18 protein-coding genes and 1 tRNA gene are annotated in these 25386 nt (G+C 57.8%); 7 read left to right on the forward strand and 12 right to left on the reverse strand.

What is annotated here, in order from left to right:
* Positions 1–154: 154 nt before the first annotated feature.
* Entirely contained in the window at positions 155–3574 is a 3420-nt protein-coding gene (locus RCH87_RS00645; RefSeq protein WP_306514814.1) for a translation initiation factor IF-2 N-terminal domain-containing protein, read from the reverse strand.
* A 250-nt stretch (positions 3575–3824) separates the two neighbouring features.
* Between RCH87_RS00645 and RCH87_RS00650 the strand changes: the two genes are divergently transcribed.
* On the forward strand, positions 3825–4550 hold the full coding sequence (locus RCH87_RS00650; RefSeq protein WP_306514815.1) for a hypothetical protein: 726 nt from the start codon (positions 3825–3827) through the stop codon (positions 4548–4550).
* A gap of 260 nt (positions 4551–4810) precedes the next feature.
* On the opposite strand, the gene ndk is transcribed toward RCH87_RS00650, so the two are convergent.
* From ndk to RCH87_RS00670, 4 genes are all read right to left on the reverse strand, one after another.
* A complete protein-coding gene (ndk, locus tag RCH87_RS00655; protein WP_306514816.1) occupies positions 4811–5221 on the reverse strand; it encodes a nucleoside-diphosphate kinase in 411 nt (136 codons plus the stop codon).
* Positions 5222–5317: 96 nt separating this feature from the next.
* Entirely contained in the window at positions 5318–5683 is a 366-nt protein-coding gene (locus RCH87_RS00660; RefSeq protein ID WP_306514834.1) for a DUF4233 domain-containing protein, read from the reverse strand.
* Between the two features lie 158 nt (positions 5684–5841).
* Positions 5842–7389, reverse strand: a complete 1548-nt coding sequence (locus tag RCH87_RS00665; RefSeq protein WP_306514817.1) for a folylpolyglutamate synthase/dihydrofolate synthase family protein — start codon at positions 7387–7389, stop codon at positions 5842–5844.
* Positions 7389–10169: a valine--tRNA ligase gene (locus RCH87_RS00670; protein ID WP_306514835.1), complete on the reverse strand. Its 2781-nt coding sequence runs from the start codon at positions 10167–10169 to the stop codon at positions 7389–7391. The genes RCH87_RS00665 and RCH87_RS00670 overlap by 1 nt, the downstream gene beginning before the upstream one ends.
* Positions 10170–10262: 93 nt before the next feature.
* Here RCH87_RS00670 and panB point away from each other — a divergent pair, with 93 nt between their 5' ends.
* From panB to RCH87_RS00685, 3 genes are all read left to right on the forward strand, one after another.
* Positions 10263–11093 (forward strand): 3-methyl-2-oxobutanoate hydroxymethyltransferase, encoded by an 831-nt coding sequence (panB, locus tag RCH87_RS00675; protein ID WP_306514818.1) that lies wholly within the window; start codon positions 10263–10265, stop codon positions 11091–11093.
* Positions 11094–11196: 103 nt separating this feature from the next.
* Entirely contained in the window at positions 11197–12168 is a 972-nt protein-coding gene (gene panC / locus RCH87_RS00680; RefSeq protein ID WP_306514836.1) for a pantoate--beta-alanine ligase, read from the forward strand.
* Between the two features lie 25 nt (positions 12169–12193).
* Positions 12194–12835: a TetR/AcrR family transcriptional regulator gene (locus RCH87_RS00685; RefSeq protein ID WP_306514819.1), complete on the forward strand. Its 642-nt coding sequence runs from the start codon at positions 12194–12196 to the stop codon at positions 12833–12835.
* Positions 12836–12954: 119 nt separating this feature from the next.
* Here RCH87_RS00685 and clpX read toward each other — a convergent pair whose 3' ends face one another.
* The gene (clpX, locus tag RCH87_RS00690; protein ID WP_306514820.1) at positions 12955–14298 is read right to left on the reverse strand and encodes an ATP-dependent Clp protease ATP-binding subunit ClpX; all 1344 of its coding nucleotides are present in this window, start codon (positions 14296–14298) and stop codon (positions 12955–12957) included.
* A gap of 295 nt (positions 14299–14593) precedes the next feature.
* On the opposite strand from clpX, the gene RCH87_RS00695 reads away from it, so the two are divergent.
* Both RCH87_RS00695 and RCH87_RS00700 read left to right on the forward strand, forming a co-directional pair.
* Positions 14594–16018 (forward strand): sensor histidine kinase, encoded by a 1425-nt coding sequence (locus RCH87_RS00695; protein ID WP_306514821.1) that lies wholly within the window; start codon positions 14594–14596, stop codon positions 16016–16018.
* A complete protein-coding gene (locus RCH87_RS00700) occupies positions 15940–16881 on the forward strand; it encodes a hypothetical protein (protein WP_306514822.1) in 942 nt (313 codons plus the stop codon). Before RCH87_RS00695 ends, RCH87_RS00700 begins: the two co-directional genes overlap by 79 nt.
* Before the next feature lie 72 nt (positions 16882–16953).
* Here RCH87_RS00700 and RCH87_RS00705 read toward each other — a convergent pair whose 3' ends face one another.
* From RCH87_RS00705 to RCH87_RS00725, 5 genes are all read right to left on the reverse strand, one after another.
* A complete protein-coding gene (locus RCH87_RS00705; RefSeq protein ID WP_306514823.1) occupies positions 16954–17625 on the reverse strand; it encodes a response regulator transcription factor in 672 nt (223 codons plus the stop codon).
* A 229-nt stretch (positions 17626–17854) separates the two neighbouring features.
* The gene (locus RCH87_RS00710) at positions 17855–18484 is read right to left on the reverse strand and encodes an ATP-dependent Clp protease proteolytic subunit (RefSeq protein ID WP_306514824.1); all 630 of its coding nucleotides are present in this window, start codon (positions 18482–18484) and stop codon (positions 17855–17857) included.
* Positions 18485–18522: 38 nt separating this feature from the next.
* Positions 18523–19125 carry an ATP-dependent Clp protease proteolytic subunit gene (locus tag RCH87_RS00715; RefSeq protein ID WP_023018287.1) on the reverse strand — a complete coding sequence of 201 codons (603 nt, stop codon included), beginning with the start codon at positions 19123–19125 and terminating at the stop codon, positions 18523–18525.
* 302 nt (positions 19126–19427) lie between these two features.
* Positions 19428–20804 (reverse strand): trigger factor, encoded by a 1377-nt coding sequence (tig, locus tag RCH87_RS00720; RefSeq protein WP_306514825.1) that lies wholly within the window; start codon positions 20802–20804, stop codon positions 19428–19430.
* A gap of 91 nt (positions 20805–20895) precedes the next feature.
* Positions 20896–20969, reverse strand: a tRNA-Pro gene (locus tag RCH87_RS00725).
* Between the two features lie 163 nt (positions 20970–21132).
* Here RCH87_RS00725 and RCH87_RS00730 point away from each other — a divergent pair.
* On the forward strand, positions 21133–23400 hold the full coding sequence (locus RCH87_RS00730; RefSeq protein WP_306514826.1) for an NADPH-dependent 2,4-dienoyl-CoA reductase: 2268 nt from the start codon (positions 21133–21135) through the stop codon (positions 23398–23400).
* 4 nt (positions 23401–23404) lie between these two features.
* On the opposite strand, the gene RCH87_RS00735 is transcribed toward RCH87_RS00730, so the two are convergent.
* Complete coding sequence (locus tag RCH87_RS00735) at positions 23405–25150, reverse strand: pyruvate dehydrogenase (protein WP_306514827.1); 1746 nt, start codon at positions 25148–25150, stop codon at positions 23405–23407.
* Positions 25151–25386 lie beyond the last annotated feature (236 nt).

The raw sequence follows: 25386 nt of genomic DNA on the forward strand, positions 1-25386 counted from the left end.
ATGGACTTTAACTTCTTAAGCGTTACCCGCCGCGCGTTCCAGCCAGCAAAGTCTAACTGCTGGCTGTCTACATAGTTACCTATATAGCTACGCGCAGGCGCATAACAGCGACTGCCCAAGACTACCGTGTACACGCCCTAAAAGACAAACCCAGTTATTTCTTTACCAGCTTGCGCACCACGCGACGGCGCCGTGTGCTCTTGCGCACCACGCCATCAGCCTCGGCACCTCGCCGCTTCTTGTCGACGGATTGTGCTCCCGAATCGTCGGACTGTACTCCAGACTGCTCGCCGCTGTGCTGCTCACCGTTGTGCTGCTCAGCGGCAGTATCGCGGGCATTCGATAACCGTCGGACGACGCGACGACGCTTGGTACTCTTTCGCACTGCGGTTTTCTCTGCGGCACTCTCGAGTGCTGCACCACGCGCCCCCTCATGGCTAGCGTGGTCGTCGCTGTGGAAATCTTCCCGGCGCGGCCGATGATCAGACCGCGAATTGCCCCGCGTGCGTCGGCGCCGACGTGGGCTGGCCTCAAATTCTGCCACGGCTTGTTCATACGAACCTCGCCCAGACTCCGCCGCGGCGTCGGCACGGCTTGCTTGTGCATTCGCAGCCTCTGCTTGCTCAGGTTCCGGCTGTGCCTTGCCAATCACGCTCGCAGCCAAAGACTCGAATTCTGCGGCACTCGCCCGCTGGCGTTTTCTCTCGGCACGATCGGAACGCCCGGCACGATCACGGCCGTAACCATTTTCCGGTTCCTGGTGGTGCGTTTTCGCGGCCACCTCTGCCTGCTCGCGAGCATCAACCGGATCGCTGTTGATCACCACGCCACGCCCCGCACACGTCGGACACTCCATGCCATAGGCCTCCAACAAACCGGTGCCGATGCGTTTACGCGTCATCTGCACCAAGCCCAGACTGGTGACCTCAGAAACCTGGTAACGGCTGCGGTCTTGCGTGAGACGCTCTTTCAAACGCCGCAGCACCAAATCCTGGTTTTCTTCCAGAACCATGTCGATGAAGTCCATGACAATCATGCCGCCCAGATCGCGTAACCGAATCTGACGCACAATTTCGTCGACGGCTTCCAGGTTGTTGCGGGTGACGGTTTCTTCCAGGTTGCCGCCTTTGCGTTTACCCGTGAACTTACCGGTGTTGACGTCGATGACGATCATCGCCTCAGTACGATCAATCACCAGCGAGCCACCCGACGGCAGCGGAACGTGGCGGGAAAGCGCCGACTCAATCTGTTCATCGATGTGATACGCCGTGAACGAATCCTGGCCATCGAACTTGCTGGCGTCGTGCTTGGTGATGCGCTTGAGCAAATCCGGGGCAATGGATTTCACGTAGGAATAGACGACGCTATAGGCACGGTCGCCGTCGACAATCAGCTCGCTGTAATCCTCGTTAAACAGGTCGCGAACAACCTTGACCAGCATGTCCGGCTCTTCGAACAACGTAACCGGCGTGGTCGATTTCAATTCTTTTTCTTCTTCAACGCGCTGTTGAATGTGCAGCCACTGGTTGTGCATGCGATCAACGTCGGCTGCAATAGCACGCTCCGGAACGCCTTCGGCTGCGGTACGGATGATGGTTCCGCCGTCTTCAGGCACCACCCGTTCCAGCATCTCTTTCAGGCGCGAACGCTCTGGCGCTGGAAGTTTGCGGGAAATGCCTGCGTTGTGGCCGCCTGGTACGTAAACCAAGTAACGGCCAGAGAACGAAATATGCGCGGTCAGGCGTGCGCCCTTGTGGCCAAGTGGGTCTTTGATGACCTGCACAAGCACCCGATCACCAGGCTTCAGCGCAGCTTCAATGCGACGCTGAGAGCCGTGGAGACCACGCGCCTTCCAGTCCACTTCACCCGCATACAGCACGGCGTTGCGCCCTTGGCCGATGTCGATGAACGCAGCTTCCATGTTGCGCAGCACATTTTCGACGCGCCCCAAATAGATGTTGCCGATGATCGAGCCCTGGTTATCAGCATTGACGAAGTGCTCAACCAACACGTCGTCTTCCAGCAAACCCAACTGGGTGACGGTTCCCGGTCCATCCATGCGAGGGCGCTCGCAGACCACCATCTTGCGGGTGATGGCATCACGACGTTCCTGAAATTCACTCGCTGAGACGATGCGCTCGGTTTTGCGGGTTTCTTCGCGCAGCTCATTGCGACGACGGCGTTGCGCCTCCAGTCGGGATGAACCGCGCAATCCACGTGGCTCGTCAATCTTTTCGACGCTCTCGTGCTTGGAATTTTTGTCTTCGCGCGCAGGCTTCTCGGAAACAGCTCCCGTCGACTCGCCACCTTTGTTGTGCTTGGTGGATTCGTCCTTCGTGGTCGCGTGATCGTCATCATGCGACTGCTGCGTGCCAGCGTTCTCCGCGTTGCCTCGACCGCGAGAGCCACCGCGGCGCCCACGGCGACGACGTCCCCGCGAGTTCGTGTTGTCGTTGTTCCCGTTGTCGTTGCGGGAATCCTCATCTGCGGGTGCCTCGGTTTCGGCACCGGATGTGGTTGCTGCACCACCGCGAACACCACCGCGTGAGTCGGTGCGTGAGTGGGTTACAGTGGTTTTCCCGGTCGCATCTTCGGCTTGTTCAGTGAAAGCCACGATCTCATCGATATCGGATGTGGTGAGCTCCGATGGCACATCCGGTGCGCGAAAGACTGGCACATTCGCGCTCATCGCAGGTTTCGCTGCAGCCGGGACATCTGGTGCAGGCGCTTCAGCGAATGGGCGGGCAGGTGCTTTAGCGGCTGGGCGGGCAGGTGCTTCGACCGGAGCATCCGGTGCATATGTTTCGGACGCTGGGGCGTCTGCGAGAGTTTCGGTAGCTTCGACAGATGCCTTAGAGGACGCCTTAGACGACGTTGCAGCAGGAGTTCTTTCTGCTGTTGCGTTGTTCTCGTCAGCAACCACCGCGGTGATTTCTGCATCGACCTTTTGTGCGATCTGGTTGATTTCATTTTCGACGTTTTTACGTACGCGGTGGCGCAGTTTTTCGTCGGCAAGCTTGTCGTCTGGAACCTTCGTCGATTTCTTCGGAGCCTTGTTGGCTTTGTCTAGCTCGGAGGCTTTAGCACCCTCGGTGGTTTTGTCGGCCTTGCTACCCTTTTTGGCTTTGGGCTTGTCGGCCTTTTCTTTAGCCTTCTCGGCAGTGTTGTTTTCTTCAGCCTTCGAAGTCTTTGCAGCTTTAGTCGTCGTTGCAGCCTTAGTTTGCTTGGTGCCTGCCTTCTTGTCGTTTGGCTGCTTGTCGCTTGACTGCTCGGGGCTTGGCTTCTTGTCGCCGGTAGCGGCAATATAATCCAGTACCGACGTGATCTCATCCGGCGAGACGTTCGATTGCGCGCGCTTCGAGATCTGCAGCACCGCCAACAAGTCGATCATCTCGCGTGAGGAAAATCCCAGGTTCTTCGCCAACGTGTACACACGGGTTTTCTCGGGCCAGGCCGCGCTTGTCAGCGTCGAGGCTTTTTCAATTGTTTCCGGGCTAAATTTCACCGCTATCATGTCTCCTGACATCATGTTGTGCCCCGGGCGCAGCCATCCGGCCGCTGCCGCACAGGGCATCGCAAATATTCAAATATCAAGCTCACACCGAGCTTTTCCTACAAAACTTTGTGTTGCTATTTTCTTCGTCTTCGCGCCTGACAGTTTGCCGCCCGCGCAGGAACAACACACCTGGCATTATGTCACAGAATTCTTTACGACGAACATACGCGCTGGTCTAACTGCCACCAGGAATGCGCCATGGACAATTCTGCGTAATTAAAATGAGAGCTAGCTGCCGGCCAGAGTAAACCCTAGTTAGACTAAGGGCATGCTCAGCAGAAAGGGTCACCACCGTTCGACAACCACACAACTGTTTTTTAACGCTGCCGCCGCCGTGCCCGCAGGGCTTGGTTATGCCTTGATACTGCACGAACACTGGCTGTGGGGGCTGCTGAGCTTCGCATGTTTCATGGCCACCGGCGTATGGACGATGCGCGATCATGCGGTAACTGTGTCTACCGAAGAATACCGGGATACCGACTACACCCCGAAGCAAAAGCTCATGCTGTATCTTCCGTTATTCCCGTGGGGAGGAATTTTGCCGCTCCCATTTGCACAATTAGACGGTGTGCTCCACCCAGCTGCTTCTATCGCGACGACCGCAGCAGTAGCGACCATCGGCTTGGCCTTCCAGATCCTCGGCATTTATATCGGGCCACGACGCGTCGGAAAGCGACGGATCCAGCAGGTTCTTGCGAAAAGCGATCTGGAGGCTGTTACCCGTGAGCGCCTTGAGATCGTGGCCCAAAACCCGAAGGTGCTTCGAGACCTGTCGACCATCGGCGCCGGGGACAATGTATTCGTGCAAGTCGCCGAGTTTGCAAGCGCTAGTCGCCGTGACACTGATGAGTTGATCGCGGAGCTCGAGGAGCTGCGCAAAGCTGGTTTGGTGGATGCGCAGAAAATCACCGTGCGCGAGCAGCCGCACAAATGGAAATATAGCTTAACCCCTGCTGGTATTCAGTGCTTGCAGCACTACCAGCAGGGGCGTTAGCGGGGTTTCGTTCCAGGCTGCGTCACTGAGGTGCGTTCCTGCGCCCCCGTTAGTGCGGGGTTTGCAACGCCACCCTTGGCACAGACATTGGCAGCAATCCCTAGCTACGGTCAGTGTGTCTTTTTTACAAATAGTGCTACGAAATCGCCGGTTTTGCGGCCACTATTTGTAAAATTCGCACATAAACTGCGTCGGGTTATATAAATGCACGGAACGAGAACACCGAATAGATACAGATTCTTGGAACCAGATTCCGCTGCTTACAGGTTCGGGAACCAAATTCCGATCTCGCGCTCGGCAGATTCTGGCGAGTCCGAGCCGTGCACAACGTTTTCTGCCACGGACAGGGCGAAATCACCACGGATGGTGCCCGGAGTGGCCTTGCCGACGGGATCGGTGCCGCCTGCAAGCTGACGCCACGCGTCGATGGCACGCTCACCTTCGACGATGCCGGCGATCAGAGGTGCAGAGGTGATGAACTCGACGAGCTCACCGAAGAATGGTTTATCAGCGTGCTCGGCGTAGTGCTTCTCAGCGGTTTCGCGGTCTGCCACGCGCAGGTCGAGTTCTGCCAAGCGCAGTCCCTTGCGCTCAATGCGGGAGATGATTTCTCCCACGTGGCCGTTTTGTACGCCGTCGGGCTTGATCAAGATCAAAGTACGTTCAGTCATGGCTTCCATTCTACAACTTCCGCTTTACGACGCCCGCACCCTGGCAGAGTGCACAGACAGGCATCGACACTGCCCGTCCGAAGCAAACCGGGGCAGCTATTCCGTGCCCAAGTGCTGCGTCGTCAACAGCCCCCGGCGCATGCGTTCTAGCAGCATCGAACGCAAATAAAGCATGAAGCCCCAGACACCGATGAACAACAGCATGATGATGCCGATGGACCAGTGCACGAAAAACATCAGCAGCCCCAGTGCTTGCAGCACCAGAATCATCTTCACGGCCCATGGCTTGCGGACGAAGAACACCGCGACCACATGCAGGGAGCCCAAAATTGTGACGGCGAGCCAGTTGGGAGTCGTCCAATACGCTCCTGCGTCGATTTTCAGGATCACGGTCAGGCCCAAAAAGATACTGATCGCTTCCATCACTAGCGTGCCAGACATCATTCCGGCAAGACCACGCATCGGGTCTTTCACCGGTGCTTTACCTGGGCCTAACGGGCCGTAGTCTGTGCTGTTTGCCCGGCTGGCACGGTCATTGCTGGCAGCGCCGCCACCGTTAGCAGCATCGGCGCGAGCGTATCCATTGCTCCTGGCACGGTCATTGCTGTCGCGGTTGTGCGTCATGACGGTTCCTTTCCAAACAACGTGCGCGCTTCACCAGCGGTGACCACAGAACCTGTGATCACGATGCCGGAGCCCGACTGCACTTCTGCATCTTCCGCCAGCTCCACGGCCAGCGCATAGGCTCCGGGCAGGTCGTCTATGGTGTGTACGCGTTCTTCACCGAAGATCTCGGTGGCGTAGTCTGCCAGCGTATATGCATCGAGAGCACGCGGGGAACTGTTCTGGCTGATGACGACCTCGTCCAAGTGTGGTTCGAGCGCCAACAGCACGCCCTTGGCATCTTTGTCGTCAAAGACCGCAAGCACACCGATCAGGCGTTGGAAATTGAAATCGCGTGACAGCGCAGCACCCAGCGCAGTCGCGCCGTGCGGGTTGTGCGCAACATCGATGAACGTCGTCGGTGAGGTGCGCACGCGCTCCAGTCGCCCGGGCACGGTCACGGTACGGAAGCCTTCGCGCACGGTATCCAGATCCAGGCCATGCCCGGCGCGAGCACCGAAGAATGCCTCGACCGCCGCCAGAGCACACGACGCATTGGCTGCCATGTGGCTACCAGATAGCGGAATAAAGATCTCTGGGTATTCCCCACCCAGACCACGCAGGTGCAGCTGCTGACCACCGACGGCCACCGAGGTTTCCAGCACGCCGAATTCGCTGCCATAGCGGGCAACTCCGGCATCGACCTCGACAGCGCGTCGCAGGATAACCTCCATCGCCTTCGGGTCTTGCTCACCGATGATGGCGATATTTTCGGCGGGCTTGAGCACGTCGTCAAGATCGTCGCGTTTTTTGATGATGCCGGCTTTTTCTGCAGCGATCTCTTCGATGGTCTCACCGAGGTAGTTCTGGTGATCCAGCCCGACGGGCATGACGACGGATACTTCTGGGTTGACGACGTTGGTGGAATCCCAGGTGCCGCCGAGCCCAACTTCGACGACGGCGACTTCCACGGGCGCATCGGCGAAAGCGGCATAGGCCATGGCGGTGAGGATCTCGAACTTGGACAAGCGTACGTCGAAATGCGCGTCCGTCATCTGCACGAAGGGTTCGATCTCTTCCCACTGGCGGACATAATCGCGTGCGGGGATCGGGTTGCCGTCGATGCAGATACGTTCGGTCACCGTTTGCAAGTGCGGCGAGGTGAACATACCGGTGCGCCGGTGGAACCCGCGGACTAACGAATCGATCATGCGCACCGTCGAGCTTTTGCCGTTGGTACCGGCGACGTGGATGACGTGGAAGTTTTCTTGCGGGTTACCCAGCAAATCCAGCAGGTATTCGATGCGCTCCAGGCTGGGATCGATCTTGGTTTCCGGCCAGCGCGTATCCAGCTCCGCCTCAACGGCGGCGAGCGCGCTGAGTTCTTCCGGAGTTGCTTGCAGGGGTGCCGGTGGGTTGAGGTCTTCATCCGGCAGGCCCAGGTTCAACTTCAGGCCGTGCTCGTCCACCTCAACGTCGCCGTGGTCGAGGGCAGCGAGTTCTTGATCGAGATCGACGCCGTCAGCAGCCCCATCGGCTCCAAATGGATGTTCGTTATCTGCCACTATCCCAGTGCCTCCAAACGCGCGCCGATGCGGTCGACTTCTTCTTGTGCCAACTGTTGACGGGCTTTGATCTTGTCGACGACATCTTGTGGTGCCTTCGCCAAGAATTTCTCGTTACGCAGCTGGCCGCCGGTTTGCGCCAGCTCCTTTTCGGCCTTCTTCAAATCCTTCTGCAAACGCGCTCGTTCTGCTTCCACGTCGACGGCACCAGAGGTATCCACCGCGATGGTGATCGTGGCTTGGCTCAGGCGAACTTCCACCGAAGCGGATTCGGCGAAATCGGCACCTGGGGTTTCGACGTTCGCCAGGCTGCGCACCAGTTCCTCCTGACCAACCAGGTCAGCGGCGGCGAAGTCCAGCTTGCCGGGGATCTTCTGCGAAGGCTTCACGCCTTGGTCGGCGCGGAAACGACGCAATTCGGTGATCAGCACCTCGGCGTCGGCGATGCGGCGCGCAGCAACCTCATCGGCGTCCACTCCACCGTTGGTATCGGCCGCCGTCGGCCAGTTCGCGACCACCAGTGATTCGCAGCCGGTCAGCGCCTTCCAGGTCACCTCGGTGACATACGGCATGGTCGGGTGCAGCAGACGCAGCACCACATCGAGCACACGCCCCAGCACGATCTGTGTGTTACGGCCCTGGGTGGATTCGCCCTCACGTGGGATTTGGGTTTTCGCGATCTCGACGTACCAGTCACACAACTCGCCCCACGCGAAGTGATAAAGCAGCTCATTGGCTTTGGCGAACTGGTAATCGTCCAGGTATTTATCGACCTGCACACGCACCTGCTCGGTGCGGTCCAAAATCCAGCGGTCAGCGTCGGTCAATTCGCTGCGCGGCGGCAACTCATCAATGCCAGCGCCATTCATCAGTGCAAACTTCGTCGCGTTGAACAGCTTGGTGGCAAAACGCTTGGATGCCTCAGCCGCCTCATCACCAACCGGTAGATCCACACCTGGGTTGGCACCGCGTGCAAGGGTAAAACGCAGCGCATCGGCACCGTAATCGCGCACCCAGTCCATCGGGTCGATGCCGTTACCCAGCGATTTCGACATCTTCCGGCCGTGCTCATCGCGGACCAGACCATGCAGATAGAGATCATTAAACGGCACCTGCGGGCGACCGTCCGCAGCCGTACCGAAGGTCTCTGGGTCTTGGCTGGCAGCGAAGGTGCCGAACATCATCATGCGCGCAACCCAGAAGAACAAGATGTCATAGGCGGTAACCAGCACCGAGGTTGGGAAATAGCGTTCCAGATCAGCGGTTTTGTCCGGCCAGCCCATCGTGGAAAATGGCCACAGCGCGGAGCTGAACCAGGTATCCAGCACATCCGGGTCTTGCTCGTAACCTTCTGGGGCTTGCTCATCCGGGCCGACGCAAACGATGTCGCGCTCGCCGTTTTCATCTTCCGGTCCGTACCAAATCGGGATGCGGTGACCCCACCACAGCTGACGTGAGATCGTCCAATCGTGCATGTCATCGACCCAGTCGAAGTAGCGTGGCTCCATCGACGCCGGGTGGATCTTGGTATCGCCTTCGCGCACGGCATCGCCGGCCATCTGCGCGAGTTTGTCGACCTTCACGAACCACTGCAGCGACAAGCGCGGCTCAATCGGCTCACCACTGCGCTCCGAGTGCCCCACCGAGTGGGTGTACGGACGCTTCTCAGCGACAATGCGGCCCTGCGCATCCAACGCTTCGCGTACCTTAACCCTGGCTTCTTCGCGGGTAAGGCCATCAAATTCTGTGCCAGTACCAGCGATATGGCCCGTGGTATCCATGACCGTGGGCATGTCGAGGTTGTGGCGCAGCCCCATCGCGTAGTCGTTCGGATCATGCGCTGGGGTAATTTTCACCGCACCGGAGCCGAATTCCGGGTCCACGTAATCATCAGCGATGACTTCCAATTCCAGATCATCGCGGAATGGGTGCGCAAACTTCTTGCCCACCAGGTGCGTGTAACGCTCGTCATCTGGGTGGACGGCCACGGCGACGTCGCCAAGCATGGTTTCCACACGGGTTGTCGCGACAATGACGTGGTCTTCGTCATCGTTGAGCGAACCGTAACGCAGCGAAACCAACTCACCGTCGACGTCTTTGTGGACAACCTCAATATCGCTCACGGCGGTTTCCAGCACCGGTGACCAGTTAACCAACCGGTGCGCGCGGTAGATCATGCCCGCATCAAACATCTGCTTAAAAATGTGTTGCACAGCGCGCGAAAGCCCCTCATCCAGGGTGAAACGCTCGCGCGACCAGTCGACGGAATCACCGATCGCACGCATCTGCTGCTGAATGGTGCCACCGTATTCTTCTTTCCATTCCCAGACCTTGGCAATGAAGTCTTCACGCGAATAATCCCAGCGAGTCTTGCCTTCTTCTTCACGCAGCTTGGCTTCGACCTTCGTCTGGGTGGCAATGCCCGCGTGGTCCGATCCCGGAAGCCACAGCGTAGAAAAGCCCTGCATACGCTTGCGGCGAATAATCGAATCCATCAGCGTGTGGTCCAAAGCATGCCCCATATGCAGCTGGCCGGTGACATTTGGCGGCGGCAAAACCACGGAATACGCCGGCGCATCGGCGTCTTCACTCGGGCGGAAATAGCCTGCGGCCTCCCAGCCGTCGTAAAGCTCTCGTTCTACCTCGCCCGGCTGCCAATTCTTCGCGAGCAGCCCGCTGCGGTCGCGGCCCGGCGCGGCATCATTCACGCTCTGGGCGCCATCAGCGCCATGCTGGTCGTTCGAATTGCGGTTGTCTGGGTTTTGCTGGTTATCCGTCATCACGGCGCCTATTCTAGCGCCCGCCTGCAACATGAGTCTCGCTGCTTGCCGGCAACGCGGCGGCGACTTTCCACACTGCTAAAATTCGGTGTTATGTCTACCCAACCGTCGCAACCTGCAAAACGACTGCGCACTCATTATTTTTCCCGCGCCAAAGCCGCAAGCGAGCCCTTCACGGCACTCACTAGCTACGACAGCTTAACCGCAAGTATTTTCGATGAAGAGGGTATCGATCTGCTACTCGTCGGCGATTCTGCGGCGAATGTGGTTTTCGGGCACACCTCTACCCTGCCGATAACCACGGATCAGCTGATCAGCTTGTCGGCGGCCGTCGTGCGTTCTACCAAACGTGCGTTCGTTGTCGCAGATTTGCCGTTCGGCAGCTACGAAACCTCCCCGGCCCAGGCGGTGGATACGGCGGTGCGTTTCATGAAGGAAGCCGGTGTGCAAGCAGTCAAGATTGAGGGTGGGGTGGAAATCGCCCCGACCATCAAAGCGCTTGTCGACGCCGGCATCCCGGTCTGCGCGCACATTGGATTCACCCCGCAAGCCGAACACGCGCTCGGCGGCTACCGTGTGCAAGGTCGTGGTGAGGCAGCCGCCAAACTCGCTGCCGATGCGAAGGCGGTTGCCGACGCCGGTGCTTTTGCCGTCGTCATGGAGATGGTTCCCGCACAATTGGCTGGCGAGATCACCCGCGATTGCCCCATCCCTACCATCGGCATTGGCGCGGGGAACGACTGCGACGGGCAGATCCTGGTATGGACGGACGCTTTTGGCTTGGGCACTGGCAAAGCTCCCCGGTTTGTGCGGCAATACGCCCAGCTTGCCGACGAGCTACGCCGCGGTGTACGCGCTTATCGCGCCGACGTCGCAGACCGGAGTTTCCCGAATAGCTCGGAATCGTTTAGCGACGAATCCTAAGTCCAAGCCCGAGAAGTCTCCTAGCACCAAGCCTGAGACAGAACCTAGCTCCAAGCCCGAGACACATCCTGAGATACACCCTGAGATTCATCCTGTGACCGAGATGCAGATTTTCACCACTATCGCCGAAATGCGGGCCTTCCTGGCACAACACCGCAACCCGTCAGCCGCAGGCACGGCCACCGCTGCCTCACACCCACCAAGCGTCGGCCTGGTGCCGACGATGGGTGCGCTACATGACGGCCACGCTAGCCTGGTGCGCGCTGCCCGTGCAGACAACGACCTGGTAGTGGCATCAATTTTTGTCAATCCATTACAGTTCGCTGAGCTCGGTGATTGCGACGACTACCGCAATTATCCGCGGCAAATAGAAGCCGACGCTCAGTTTTTGCAGGGCTTGGGCGTCGATGCGGTCTTTGCGCCTGCGGTTGAAGAAATGTATCCGGGCTTTCACGACGCACGCGAATCGGCCCAAGGCAGCTCTGCAAGTCACGGCTCGCCTGCAGATCAAGACGGCTCTGCGGTGGCCCAGGCAGCCAGCGTTCCCCACATTTGGGTGCGCACCGGACGCATGGGCGAAATCCTGGAAGGGGCTTCACGCCCTGGGCATTTCGACGGGGTGGCGACGGTTGTCGCCAAGCTGTTTCAGATCATCACCCCGCAACGTGCCTATTTCGGGCGCAAAGATGCCCAGCAGCTCGCGATTATCGAAGCGCTCGTGCGCGATCTCAATTTTCCGGTGGCAATCCAGGGCATGCCCATCGTGCGTGGCGACGACGGCGTTGCCGAATCAAGCCGTAACCTGCGTCTGAGTGAACAAGAGCGTCGGCAAGCACGTGCGTTGTCGCAGACGCTGTTTGGCCTGCGCGATGGAGAGTTTTCCAGTGTGGAATCCGCCCGCGAGCACCTAGCTGGCAGCGATGGGGTCGAATTGGATTATTTCCGCTTGGTTGACCCGGCGAGTCTGCGCGATGTGGAAGCAAGCACCCGGCCCGCCTTGGCGCTGACCGCAGCCTGGGTCGGCCCAGTCCGGTTGATCGATAACCTGATGCTGGAAACCCCACGAGCCACATAACCGCCCCGAAAGGCACGTGACAATCATGACTACCGACGGCACCAACGCTAGCAGCAACATCAATGCCACGATCACAGAGTTCGTGCGTTACGGCTACGATAACGCGCGGTTCAGCGTCGACAAGCATGAGCGCTACACCCAAGCGCTGAACGCGTGCCTGGCCACCATCACCCCTCCAGTCGAGGCGCTGCGCGTGGATTCACCGATTCCGGCCGAGGGCATGGCGCACATCGTCAACGCGGTGTACACGCAACTGGATGCGCACCGTGATGCCGTCGCGCTGCTGGCTGCAGAATCGCTGCACCCGGTACTCGATTCCGATACTGCAACGGCGGTGATGGAATCGTCCGAACTTGGTCTGCATCTCGACCGGGTGCTGCTGCGCGGGCAAGAAGCTGGAGTGTTTCGTCCAGGCATTGCTGCCCAAGATGTGTTTTATTTGCTCATCGCGCTGAGCTTTTTCCGGCTCAACCACCGACATTTGCTAGCGACGACGACGCGGGTCGATGCCCTATCGACAACCAACAGCGCCGGCATTCGACGGCTGGTGGTCGATGCAGTGTTGTCGTTTTTGACGTCGAATATCGCCGATTCCGAGCACGAATCGTATCTCGTCACCTCGAGTGAGGATAGCGACAGCTCGGGGCTCGGCGTTTACTGGGATTAAATGGCCGTTTTGGGGGCGGGCTGAGCCGACTGCACAGTCTGAAGCGATGCCGACTGCACAGTCTGGGGGCTAAGCCGACTGCACAGTCTGGGGGCTAAGCCGACTGCACAGTCTGGGGGCTAAGCCGACTGCATATTTTCGGAATAGCGCAGCTGTGGGGAGTCTTCTCCCCGCACGGCTTCCGCGGTAACAACCACCTGGTTGATGTCCTCGCGATCCGGCAGCTCGTACATCACCGGAACTAATAGATCTTCCAGAATCGCGCGCAAACCACGCGCACCGGTTCCGCGCTCAATCGCGAGATCGGCGATTTCTGCCAACGCATCGTCGTCGAAAAGCAGCTCGGCACCGTCCATCGCAAACAGGCTACGATACTGCTTGACCAGCGAATTCTTCGGCTCGGTCAGCACCTGAACCAGGGAGTCTCGGTCCAGATTATCCACCGTCGCCACCACCGGCAGGCGGCCAATAAACTCTGGAATCAAACCGAACTTCACCAGGTCAGCGGTACGCACCTGGGCGAATAGGGCGGAATTATCGGTGTCCTTACGCGATTCCACCTCGGCAGCAAAGCCCAAGCCTTTCTTGCCGACGCGCTCCGCGATCACCTTGTCCAACCCATCGAAAGCACCCGCGACGATGAACAGGACGTTCGAAGTATCCAATTGGATGAACTCCTGGTTTGGGTGCTTGCGCCCTCCCTGCGGCGGAATGGAAGCCGTGGTGCCCTCCAAGATTTTCAGCAGGGCCTGCTGCACGCCCTCACCAGAAACATCGCGGGTGATCGAAGGGTTATCGCTCTTGCGAGAAATCTTGTCGATCTCGTCGACGTAGATGATGCCGCGCTGAGCACGTTCAACATCAAAATCGGCGGCCTGCAGCAGCTTCAGCAAAATATTTTCCACGTCTTCGCCAACATAACCAGCCTCGGTCAACGAGGTGGCATCGGCGATGGCGAACGGCACATCCAGCATGCGCGCGAGGGTTTGCGCCAGGTAGGTCTTACCCGAACCTGTCGGCCCAAGCATCAAGATATTGGATTTCGCAATCTCGATTTCTTCATCAGCATGGATGGAATCGGTGCGCGAACCGTATTTCACCGCGCCTGATCCGCGCTGGCTATTCTTCGAACCAGCACCAGAGCGAGAGAATTCGTCGGCACGCATGCGCTTGTAGTGGTTGTACACCGCCACCGACAAAATACGCTTGGCTTGGTTTTGACCGATAACGTAGTTATCCAAAAACGCGGAAATTTCCGACGGGCGTGGCAGGCGTTTGCCGGTTTCGGCTTCCTGCGCGCCCGGCTCATTCGCGATCTCTTCTTCGATGATTTCGTTGCAGAGCTCAATGCACTCATCACAAATGTAGACACCGCCGCCGGCGATGAGTTTTTTCACCTGCTTCTGGCTCTTTCCACAGAAGGAACACTTGAGCAAATCAGCGCTTTCTTGCATACGTGCCATAGGATCTTTTACGTACTTCTCGTTTCGCGATTGTGGATTGGTGCTTAGATTTCTGCAGCGCACACGCGCAACGCTTTTGAGTGCGTCACGGTGGCGCCGACTGGTTCTTCCTAGTCTAATCACCAGCGCCGCCGGAACTGGTAGCCACACGAAGGGATCTCTGACCACACAGGCCCAAGCCCAGGCTCGCGTCCAAGCCCAGCCCGGCCACACACCCGTGCTTCGTGCTGCTACTCCCCGCCACAGTTTAGCCCGGCATTCAGCCTGCACCCAGAAAAATGGAAAAATTACCCCTATGCCCACATTTCACAATTTCAGCGAAATGCCGACGCTGCTTAGCCGGGTCAAACGTGCGATGAGCGCAGACTCCGTGGAACTCATGGCGCTACGTATTTGTTGCTGCGCAATGCCGTGTGCCTTATTGCTGTATTTGCTGATTCAGTATCGCGCATTCGGCTCAGACTACATCGGTGATTGGTACGGCTACCTCATCAGCATCGGCCTGGCCAGTTGCGGGGTGTTTATGCTGGTGGCGGCGATCGTCGGCAAGCTCACGTGGCTGCGTTATTCGCTGTATTGGAATGCCGTTGTGCTCGTGACGGCCATGATCATGTTCCCGGTGGCGTATTACACGATGACGGATCTGGGCCCGTCGATTCTGCGTTTTACGGATTTCACCGGCCTCCTCGCGATTAGCGTGGTGCTGCTGTCGCCGACGAAACGGGCGGTGATCGCAGCCATCTTGATTCAGGCGATCCCGGGTGCAATGCATACCATCGTCTACGGTCGTACAAGCCTGCCCGAGCTGATCACCGCTTCCGGTTTCGCGGTGTTAATGAGTTTGATTCCGTTCGTGCTGGGCGCGGTGACGCTGATGCGCGTGGCCCGCACCATCGACGAGATTGAGGAGCGAGTGCGTAATTCCCTAGCAGACTCCGAGTGCAAACGGGCGGGCATCGCGGAGCGCAAGCGCCTGAACGGTCTTGTGCATGATCATATTTTGGCGTCCTTGGCGGCGATTGCCCGTGGGCAGACGTTGACGGCATCCTCTACGCTGTCGCTGCCTTCGCGTCCGGCCACGGGCGAAGACATTCCCTTGCAGCATTTGCTTGTCGACGTTAAACGCAGCCTGCACGACATAGTTCCGGATTGCGAGGTTATCGTTTCCGGCAGCACGACGCATGCCTCCATCAAGGCCTCTGCTGCAGAAGCAATTCGGCTTTCCGTCGCCGAGGCTGCCCGCAACTCGTGCAAACACGCGGGGATTGGCTGCCAGCGACGCTGCGAGATCAGCATCGTCGACGGCGAGCTCACGGTGGAATTAAGCGACAACGGGCGCGGGTTCGATGTTGTCAACCGGGATCCGCAGCGCTCTGGCATTCAGGTTTCGATTCTTCATCGCATGCGCAGCATCGACGGTGGCGACGCCACGATCACGTCCGCAGAAGGAGTGGGCACGACCGTGACGGTGCGCTGGTGCTTACGTTCCGTAGAAAGCCAGCAATTCGGGTCCAATGCAGAGACCGCCACTGAGATTTCTGAGTCTGAATCCACCGCGGGCAGCCTTGAGCAGCGCCTGTTGCAACCGGCTCACGTGTCACGCGCTGGGCTCGACCGTATCTCGCGCTGGCGGTTATCACTGTGCTCTGCGCTGCCTGGATCAGCGACGGAAGATTCCTCGCTGCCCTACCTGCGGCGATCACCAGCATCGTCGTCCTAGCGTTAATCCTGTTAGATAACTCGCAGCGGATTAGTGGTTTCCGTCGAGCCATCATCATGGTTGGGTTTATCGCCATCGGCCCTCTGAGCTTATGGCAAAGCGCCGACTATCACGGCATCTCAGAAAATCATTGGGCTCTCGCGATCACGACGCTTATCAGCAGTATTTTGGTGCTGCGTGGCATGGTGGCGTGGACACTGGTTGGTTTCTTCGCTAATGCTGGGTTGATGCACGCGATTTCTTTTCTCAGCGCCGGAGCAATCGACAGCCCATCACTGGTCACGATTTTGAGTTACAGCAATCTGATTATTGCCGCCGCAGTCGTCTACTTCGCTAACAGTTCGTTGCTCAAATCATTACCAAAGCTGCGTGCAAAAAAGCGGACCGCCAATGCAGAGGCTGCTCGAATCCAGCAGGTGCAATCTGTGTATCGGCGTTGGCATGAGCGTATCGAATTGGATGCTGCCCCGGTTTTCGAGGCCGTACAGCACTTTAGTTCTCCGCCACCGTTACTTCGTCAGCGTGCGCATCTCACTGAGCTCGCTATTCGTGATGTTCTGCGCGCCCCACTACTGGATCGTCCGGAATTAAAGGCGGCGGTGTGGGATGCCCGAAATGCTGGGGCGACGGTGCTGCTTCTCGACGATCGCAGTGAGCGCGTTGCGGGCGACGGCCGAGATTCTGATGACACGGACGCTGCTTCGGCAATGGAAAAACTCATCCCGGTGGCATTGCAACAGTTGTTGCAGGCACGCGAGGATAAAATCACCATCCGGGTATTACCGCCAGGCAGGAAGTATTTCGCTACCATCAGCAGCGACGCCAATGGCATGACGCGCATCCCGTTCCCGAAGGCTAGCTAATCTCGGTGGTTTAGTCTGTCGGTGGCCTGCTCTGTGGGTGGTCTGCTCTGTTCGAGCACGATCTAGTGCCCTCTAGTGTGGGTCCATCGGCCCCGGCAGGAACCCGTCTTCCTGGGCGCGCTGGTACAGATCAGTCTTGGTATAAGCCGCACGCCCAGCATTGGTGTATTTTTGCCGCACCCGGTTGAGATAGTCATTGACCGTATCCTGTTTCAGTCCCGTCAACCGAGCCACGCGTTTAGCGGCTTCGCCGGAGGCATACAGCTCAAGTACTTCGCGCTGCCGCTCGGATAGGTCCACCGAGTCGATAATGGGATCGGAATCCATCGCCGCTGCCATCTCAGTCGAAACCGTTGGGCGGCCATCAAGGGTGCGGCGGATCGCGGCAACGATTTCATCTGTCGGCTGCGCTTTGCTGAGCACTTCTGCCACGTTGGTAGTTAAAACCTGACGCAACAAATAAGGGCTTTCCAACGATGACAGCACCACGATATTTTCTGTGAGCTCTTGGATCTTCTCGACGTTGTCAATCGGCTGGCTGCCGTCGGCAAGCCGCAAATCCAACACCACGAGATCAATCTTGCGTTTCCTACCAAGCTCCGTGAAGAGCTCTGGCACGCTGGCAGCACTAGCAATAACTTCTAGGTCTGGATAAGCATTGAGAGCCGAAGAAAGTCCTTGCCGCGTCAATTCGTGGTCTTCCACGATCGCCAGTCGATAGGATTTTGAGCCCGAGGGTTTCATGCCAGTCGCCTTGTATGTTCGTTTTTGGTTTGAGGTAAGCGCGTTATCTCACGCGTGAGGCCATTTTTCAAGTTTAAGGGAATAGTGGCGGAGATAACGATTATGGTTGACACCTCAACCTGCCCCTACTTTAGGTGGCATTAGATATGCGAAACGCCCGCCGTAGCACGCGGGCAATCAGGCGGGCGTCATGTGCAGAAAAGCGGCAATGCCTTAGTTGTCACTGGCCTTAGTTGTCACTGGCCTTACGGTATTCAAAGACACGGTCGATAATTCCGTATTCCACGGCTTGTTCTGCTGTCAGAATCTTGTCACGGTCCGTATCAATGCGGATCTGTTCTGCTGAGCGGCCGGTGTGTTCTGCCAGGGTGTTTTCCATCAACGTACGCATACGCTCAATTTCTGCAGCCTGGATTTCCAGGTCAGAAACCTGGCCTTGGGTGCCGGATGTCGCAGGCTGGTGAATCAGCACACGAGAGTTCGGCAGCGCCGCACGCTTACCTGGCGAACCTGCAGCCAGCAGCACAGCCGCTGCAGAAGCAGCCTGGCCCAAGCAGACGGTTTGCACGTCGCAGCGTACGAAACGCATCGTGTCATAAATCGCCATCAACGCGGTGAACGAGCCACCTGGGGAGTTGATGTACATGGTGATATCGCGGTCTGGATCCTGCGATTCCAGCACCAACAGCTGCGCCATGATGTCGTTAGCAGCGGTGTCATCAACTTGGGAAGCCAAGAAGATGATGCGCTCTTCGAACAGCTTGTTATATGGGTTGGTTTCCTTCGTGCCGTTCGCGGAATGCTCCAAAAACGACGGCAGCACGTACCGCGAGGCTGGCATCTGGGATTGGTTCAACATAAAAGTAGTTCTCCTCTTACCTGGTTCGTGGTTCGTGCCTAGTTGGTGACGGTGCCGCCCTGGGCAGCGGAAATAACATGATCAACCATGCCGTATTCCAGTGCCTGCTGCGCAGTGAACCAACGGTCGCGGTCAGAGTCTTTGGTGACCTGCTCAAAGGTCTGGCCGGTGTGCTCAGCGATGAGCTGTGCCATCTCGCGCTTAGTCTGCGCGAACTGTTCCGCCTGAATAGCGATATCGGCGGCGGTACCACCGACACCAGCGGAAGGCTGGTGCATCATGATGCGTGCGTGAGGCAGCGCGAAACGCTTGCCAGGAGCACCAGCGGTAAGCAGGAACTGCCCCATCGAGGCTGCCAAGCCCATACCGTAAGTGCGAACATCGCATGGCGAATACTTCATAGTGTCGTAAATTGCCATGCCTGCGGTCACAGAACCGCCCGGGGAGTTGATGTAGAGAGAGATATCGCGGTTCGGGTCTTCCGCCGAAAGCAACAAAATCTGCGCGCACAGCTTGTTGGCGATTTCATCATCGACCTGAGTGCCCAGGAAGATAATGCGTTCACGCAACAGACGCTCGTAGACGGAGTCGCCCAGGTTCATACCCGTCGAGCCTGCCTCGCTCGTAATTTTGTCAGACATTAGTGTTTCAAACTCCTGTTGGTCGTCGTCCTCAATGACACCAGCGTACCCGCCGACCGCACGGCCGTCAGGCGTGTTCGCTATCAGCGTTGGCACACCTATTAGCCGACTGCTAGCCAAGCACCTAGCATCGGCAAGCGGCAAGCGGCAAGCACCTAGCATCGTCAAGCGGCAAGCGGCAAGCACCTAGCATCGTCAAGCGGCAAGCATCGCCAAGCAGATACACTGCTTACAGATACGCGAAACCCGCCGACCTCAGCTGCACTAGCCGAACCCGACGGGCGGTATTCACCGGTAAAGGTTTACTTCTCCTCGGTGCTCTCCTGTGCCTCAGCACCTTCGGCACCCTCGGTGTTTTCTTCTTCACCGAAGTAATCCTTCGGATCCACCGAATTACCATCGGTGTCTTCCACCGAAACGTTGCAGATAGCCATTGCCAGTGCCTTGCCGCGACGAACGTCGGCGAACAAGTTAGGCAACTGGTTAGCCTGCTGCAGCTGCTGCATGAACTGGCCTGGCTCCATGCCGTAGGAACGAGCAGTGAACATGATGTGTTCGGTCAGCTCTTCCTGGGTTACCTCTGGCTGCTCCTTCTCGGCAACAGCATCCAGGAACAGCTGGGTGCGAACGGAATCCTCGGCGGATTCGCGAGCTTCCTTATCGAACTGCTCACGGGAAGTGCCCTGTGCCTCCAGCAGCTGTGCCAAAGCCTTCTCATCGCCACCAACCTGGCCGAGAACCTGGTGGTACTGGTTGTGCACCTGGTCATCGACAACGGTCTTTGGCAACTCGAACTTGACGTTTTCCAGGGCTGCTTTCAGTACCTCATCGCGGATTTCAGCAGCCTGCTGCGCCTTGACGGATTCCTCCGACTGCGTGCGGATAGCCTCGCGCAGCTCGTCGGCGGTGTCGAACTCGGAAGCCATCTGTGCGAACTCGTCGTCAAACTCAGGCAGCTTGCGCTCCTGGGTTTTTTGCACGTGCACCGAAACCTCAGCTTCTTCGCCAGCGTGCTCACCGGTCTGCAGCTTCGCGGTGAAGCTGTTGTCCTCACCAGTCTTCATGCCACGCAGTGCGGTGTCCAGGCCCTTCACCAGGTTGCCGGAGCCGATCTGGTAAGACATTGCCTCAACTTTGGCGTCTTCGATTTCTTCGCCATCAATCTCAGCGGACAGGTCAATGACAGCGAAGTCATTGGTCTTGAGCTGGCGCTTGGTCTCTTTCAGCTCACCGAAGCGATCACGCAGCTGATCGATCTGCTCATCGGTGGCCTCATCCAGCGACTTCAGCGGGGCAACCTTGACGTTGATCTTGGAGAAGTCTGGGACCTCAATCTCAGGTTGGACGTCAACCTCAGCAGTGAATTCCACGAATTCGTTGTCTTCGATCTGCTTGATATCAACCTCAGGCTGGCCGATCGGGTTAATATCATTTTCCTTCATGGCCTCTTCGTACTTGACCGGCAGCATGTCGTTAACGACCTGCTCCAGCACTGGGCCACGGCCAAAACGCGCGTCAATCAACTGACGAGGCGCTTTACCTTTACGGAAACCTGGGATAGTCACCTGCTGCGCGATGGCCTTGTAGGCGTTGTCAATTTCCTTGTCGAGCTCAGAGAATGGAACATTCACGGTGAGCTTCACGCGGGTATCGCTCAGCTTGTCGACGGTTGTCTTCACGAGTAACTCTCCTGGTTTCTCATCGAGGGATAATGCTAGAACTTATTTTATTAAATAGGAGCCCCGGCTATCTCACCTAGGACCCCATTTGTCGGGGCGACAGGATTTGAACCTGCGACCTTCTACTCCCGAAGCAGATGCGCTACCAAGCTGCGCTACGCCCCGTGGCCTCCCACATGCGCGATTCACATGTGAGCACGACCCCGTAGTCTACCTTCCTTATTTTTCTCCTGCACGGACAGGGTGGGCTATTTTCCTTGCACCCAGAAGCGGTAGCGAGTTTTTGTTATGCAGCACACACGCTAATGTGTAACGCATGACACAATCCATGACTGATTCTCCTTCTAGTTCCCAATCCGGCACCCACGGTGACTTTTCACGTTTACTCTCACCACTGACCGTCGGCAAGAAACGCTTCCGTAATCGCGCGATCATGGGCTCGATGCATACCGGCTTAGAAGATGATCCCGCCGATGCACCAAAACTAGCCGCCTATTTCGCCGAGCGCGCCAAAGGCGGGGCCGCAGCTGTAGTTACCGGTGGATACTCACCGAACCAAGTCGGAGTCTTAAGCCCTTTTGCTCACCCCTTCAACAACAAGGACATGGTCGAGGCACACAAACAAGTCACCGCGGCAGTACACGAGCATGACAGTTTGGCATTTTTACAATTGCTCCACGCTGGCCGCTACGCATTCCATATGGAATCAGTCAGCGCTAGTGCCACCCAAGCACCAATTAGCCCATTTCCTGCGCGCGAACTAAGCGACGACGAAGTTGCCCAGACCGTGCAGGATTTTGCACACGCTGCCAGCTTGGCAGCCGAAGCCGGTTACGACGGTGTGCAGATCATGGGTTCAGAAGGTTATCTGATCAACCAGTTTCTTTCGGCGCGCACGAACCACCGCGAGGATCGCTGGGGCCAACAACGCAGCCTCTTCGCATTGGAGATCGCGCGTGCGGTGCGGGCAGCGGTTCCGGAAGATTTCCTGGTTGATTTCCGCATCAGCATGGTGGAATTAGTGGAAGAAGGCCAAAGCCAAACCGAGATTCTTGAGCTTGCACGCGGCTTGGAAGAAGCCGGCGTCGACATGCTCAGCACCGGAATTGGCTGGCACGAAGCACAAGTGCCGACGGTCATCACTAGTGTTCCGCGCGCTGCATTCAATTGGGCAACCGCGCGACTAAAACAGCACATAAATATTCCGGTGGTGGCCTCAAACCGCATCAACACCCCCGAGGTTGCCGAAGATGTTTTGGCCGGCCGCTGGGACGACACCGGCGTTGAAGTGGATTTTGTTTCCATGGCGCGGCCATGGTTAGCCGAACCGGATTTTATTAACCGCGTGCGGTCAGGCGAAGCCGACCAGATCAATCACTGCATTGCCTGCAACCAGTCTTGCCTGGACCACGTTTTTGAAAACAAGCGCGCTAGCTGTTTGGTGAACCCGCGTGCCGGTTATGAAACCGAGCTCAAGTTGCTGCCGATCAACGAAGTGGGAGAAAATGCGTCGGCAAGCTCTACAGGCACAGGAACAGCAAAAACCAAAGCCGCTGTCATCGGCGGTGGTGTGGCCGGATTATTCGGCGCCGAAGCCTTGGCCACGCGTGGTTATGCCGTAGAGGTTTTCGAAGCCGCCGATACCGTCGGTGGGCAGTTTCGCTTGGCCATGCAGATCCCGGGCAAAGAAGAATTTCATTATTCATTGCAGGCAGTTTTGGCACGGCTGGATGCCTTGGGCGTAAAAATCACTACCTCGACGCGCACTAGCGCAGAGGAAGCTTTTGCCGCTGGTTTCGATGAGGTGGTCATCGCCACAGGCGTGCGTCCACGGGTCCCAGAAATTCCAGGTCTCAAAACGGCGCGTGCTGGTGAATACAATGTCGACGTCATCACTTACGCTGAGTTGCTCTCCGGTGTTAAACAAGCCGGCAAGAAAGTGGCAATCGCTGGTGCTGGTGGTATCGGATTCGATGTCGCCGAGTATTTGATCGAGGAATCCGGCAGCGGCACAGATTCCGCAACCACAGAGCCAACCCCAGCAACCATCGAGGAATGGGAATCTGCCTGGGGCATTAGCCGCCGCGCGGATCTGCCGGGAAACCTGGACCGCCCGCATCCGCCGCGTGCACAACGAGAGATCACCATGCTGCAACGTAAACCTACTCCGCAGGGCACGGGTCTAAACCGCACCACTGGTTGGGTGCACCGCATAGCGGTTGCTACCGCCGGGGTGAAGCAATTAAGCGGTATCGCCTATACCGGGATTGATAACGACGGGCTGCACCTGAATGTTCCAGTCAATGATGCAGCAAAGACCTCAAAAGCGATCCGCAAAGCGCACAAAGCTGGCGACAAAGAAAAGGTAGCTGCGCTGGAAGAAGACCTGCAGAAAAACCGCACCGACATTGTGCTTGATGTCGATACGGTTGTGCTGTGCACCGGACAAGAATCCGTCGTCGAGGACCTCGATAGCTTGTCGGAAGACCAGCGCAGCCACGTGCACATCATTGGCGGCGCGGATGTGGCTGCCGAGCTCGATGCTACGCGGGCAATCCGGCAGGCCGTCGAGCTCGCTGCCAGCATCGAGCAATAGCAGCTTACGGGCGTGGGATATTCCGCAGGTTCGACCGCGCCATCGACAGCATCTTGCCCACGCCGCCATCGAGGACGGTGCGTCCGGCTGCCAGCGCGAAGCCCTTGAACTGCTCGAGTTCCAGCTTTGGCGGCATGGACAGCGCGTTCGGGTCAGTGATCACGTCGATCAGCACTGGGCCATCCATCTCCAGGGCTTCTTTGAGCTGCTGGCGCGCCTTCTTCGGATCCGTAATGCGCACGGCAGGAATGCCCAGTGATTCCGCGGCACCCGCGTAGTCGACGCCATCGTGATCGGTGCCGAACTCTGGCATGCCCTCGACCAGCATCTCGAGTTTCACCATGCCCAGCGAAGAGTTATTGAACACCACTGTCTTCACCGGCAGGTTATTGCGGCGCACCGTCAACAGCTCACCCATCAGCATCGCCAGCCCACCATCGCCGGAAAAGCTTACGACCTGCCGGTTGCGATCAGCCTGCTGTGCACCAATGGCTTGCGGCAACGCGTTGGCCATGGTGCCGTGCTTCCAGGAACCGATCACGCGGTTGCGCCCAGTCGGGTTGACGTAACGCGCTGCCCACACATTGCACATGCCAGTATCGACGGTGACGATGGCGTCGTCGTCAAGCAATTCATCAATCTGATCCGCCAAGAATTCAGGGTGGATCGGGGTGTGCTTTTCGACGTTCTTCGTATACGCATCAACCACCTGGCTGAGCTCACGCTCGTGCTTTTTCAGCATCGCATCCAGGAAGGAGCGATCCGTTTTCTCCTTAGTTTTCTCCAGCAACGCGTTGACGGTTGGTAGCACGTCGCCGCAGATCGCGTGGCTGAGCACCGCGCGGCGCCCCAGGTGCTCCGGATTATTGTCCACCTGCGCGATGGCCACCTCGTCGCCGTCAGGCAGAAAATCCACGTATGGGAAATCCGTGCCCAGCATCAACAGCAGATCCGCATCTTGGCAGGCGTCGTAGCAGGCACCGTAGCCCAGTAGGCCGGACATGCCGACGTCGTAAGGGTTGTCGTACTGGATGATTTCCTTACCGCCCAGCGCGTGCCCGATCGGGGCGTGCAGGTGGGTTGCCAGCTCAATGATCTCGTCGTGCGCACCCGCCGATCCCGCACCGACGAACAGGGTGATCTTCTTCGCCTTATCAATTGCTGCGACGAGCTTGTCGACGTCGTCAGCAGACGGAATCATCTGCCCCTTCTTGCGCGCGATCACACCACCACTGACGGGCTCGCCGACGTCTTCCGCCGCGAGATTGCCCGGGATAACCAGCGTGGAGACCTGCTTGTTACCGATCGAGTTCTGAATCGCGGTGTGCAAGATGCGCTGGCCCTGCTTGGCAGAGTGCACGACTTCGATGTAGCCAGAGCATTCTTTCAACAAATGCTCTGGGTGCGTTTCTTGGAAGAAGCCGGTGCCGATTTCTTCGCTTGGGATGTGCGTCGCCAGCGCGAGGACGCGAGCTCCATTGCGGTGGGCGTCGTATAGCCCCTGCACCAGGTGGGTATTACCTGGACCGCAGGAGGCAGCGCACACGGCGAGTTCACCGGTGATCAGCGATTCTGCCCCTGCGGCAAAGGCAGCGGATTCCTCGTTATGGACGTGGATCCACTCCATATCTTTGTGGCGGCGCACGGCATCGACGATGGGGTTGAGGCTGTCACCGACGAGGCCGTAAATGTGGCGCACGCCTTGTTTGGCGAGGGTATCGATCAGAAAATCGGCGTAGGTTTTCGACATCTAGTCAAAGCTCCTTGGGATTACGCTGCTTGAGATTAAACGGTGTTGTTCTTAAATTGTTCAACAGCATCCCAGCCTACGCCGAATTGGCAGTAGAAAAATCCCGTGAGACTGATCTTACAACTGAATGTTTATATCTTTAGAGATAACATCAATGCTTTTCGCGATCAGCCCCACGGGATGACGTGGAGGGAATGACGGGAATCGAACCCGCGTCTTCAGCTTGGAAGGCTGAG

Source organism: Corynebacterium sp. (assembly GCF_030826625.1).
In the GTDB taxonomy this organism is placed as follows: domain Bacteria; phylum Actinomycetota; class Actinomycetes; order Mycobacteriales; family Mycobacteriaceae; genus Corynebacterium.

Coding starts and splice junctions, on each gene's coding strand:
- panB (WP_306514818.1), top strand. CDS start 10,263: ATGTCTACCCAACCGTCGCAACCTGCAAAACGACTGCGCACTCATTAT.
- RCH87_RS00730 (WP_306514826.1), top strand. CDS start 21,133: ATGACTGATTCTCCTTCTAGTTCCCAATCCGGCACCCACGGTGACTTT.
- RCH87_RS00705 (WP_306514823.1), bottom strand. CDS start 17,625: ATGAAACCCTCGGGCTCAAAATCCTATCGACTGGCGATCGTGGAAGAC.
- RCH87_RS00710 (WP_306514824.1), bottom strand. CDS start 18,484: ATGTTGAACCAATCCCAGATGCCAGCCTCGCGGTACGTGCTGCCGTCG.
- RCH87_RS00695 (WP_306514821.1), top strand. CDS start 14,594: ATGCCCACATTTCACAATTTCAGCGAAATGCCGACGCTGCTTAGCCGG.
- RCH87_RS00660 (WP_306514834.1), bottom strand. CDS start 5,683: ATGCGTGGTCTTGCCGGAATGATGTCTGGCACGCTAGTGATGGAAGCG.
- RCH87_RS00645 (WP_306514814.1), bottom strand. CDS start 3,574: ATGCCCTGTGCGGCAGCGGCCGGATGGCTGCGCCCGGGGCACAACATG.
- RCH87_RS00650 (WP_306514815.1), top strand. CDS start 3,825: ATGCTCAGCAGAAAGGGTCACCACCGTTCGACAACCACACAACTGTTT.
- RCH87_RS00685 (WP_306514819.1), top strand. CDS start 12,194: ATGACTACCGACGGCACCAACGCTAGCAGCAACATCAATGCCACGATC.
- RCH87_RS00715 (WP_023018287.1), bottom strand. CDS start 19,125: ATGTCTGACAAAATTACGAGCGAGGCAGGCTCGACGGGTATGAACCTG.
- ndk (WP_306514816.1), bottom strand. CDS start 5,221: ATGACTGAACGTACTTTGATCTTGATCAAGCCCGACGGCGTACAAAAC.
- RCH87_RS00670 (WP_306514835.1), bottom strand. CDS start 10,169: ATGACGGATAACCAGCAAAACCCAGACAACCGCAATTCGAACGACCAG.
- panC (WP_306514836.1), top strand. CDS start 11,197: ATGCAGATTTTCACCACTATCGCCGAAATGCGGGCCTTCCTGGCACAA.
- clpX (WP_306514820.1), bottom strand. CDS start 14,298: ATGGCACGTATGCAAGAAAGCGCTGATTTGCTCAAGTGTTCCTTCTGT.
- RCH87_RS00735 (WP_306514827.1), bottom strand. CDS start 25,150: ATGTCGAAAACCTACGCCGATTTTCTGATCGATACCCTCGCCAAACAA.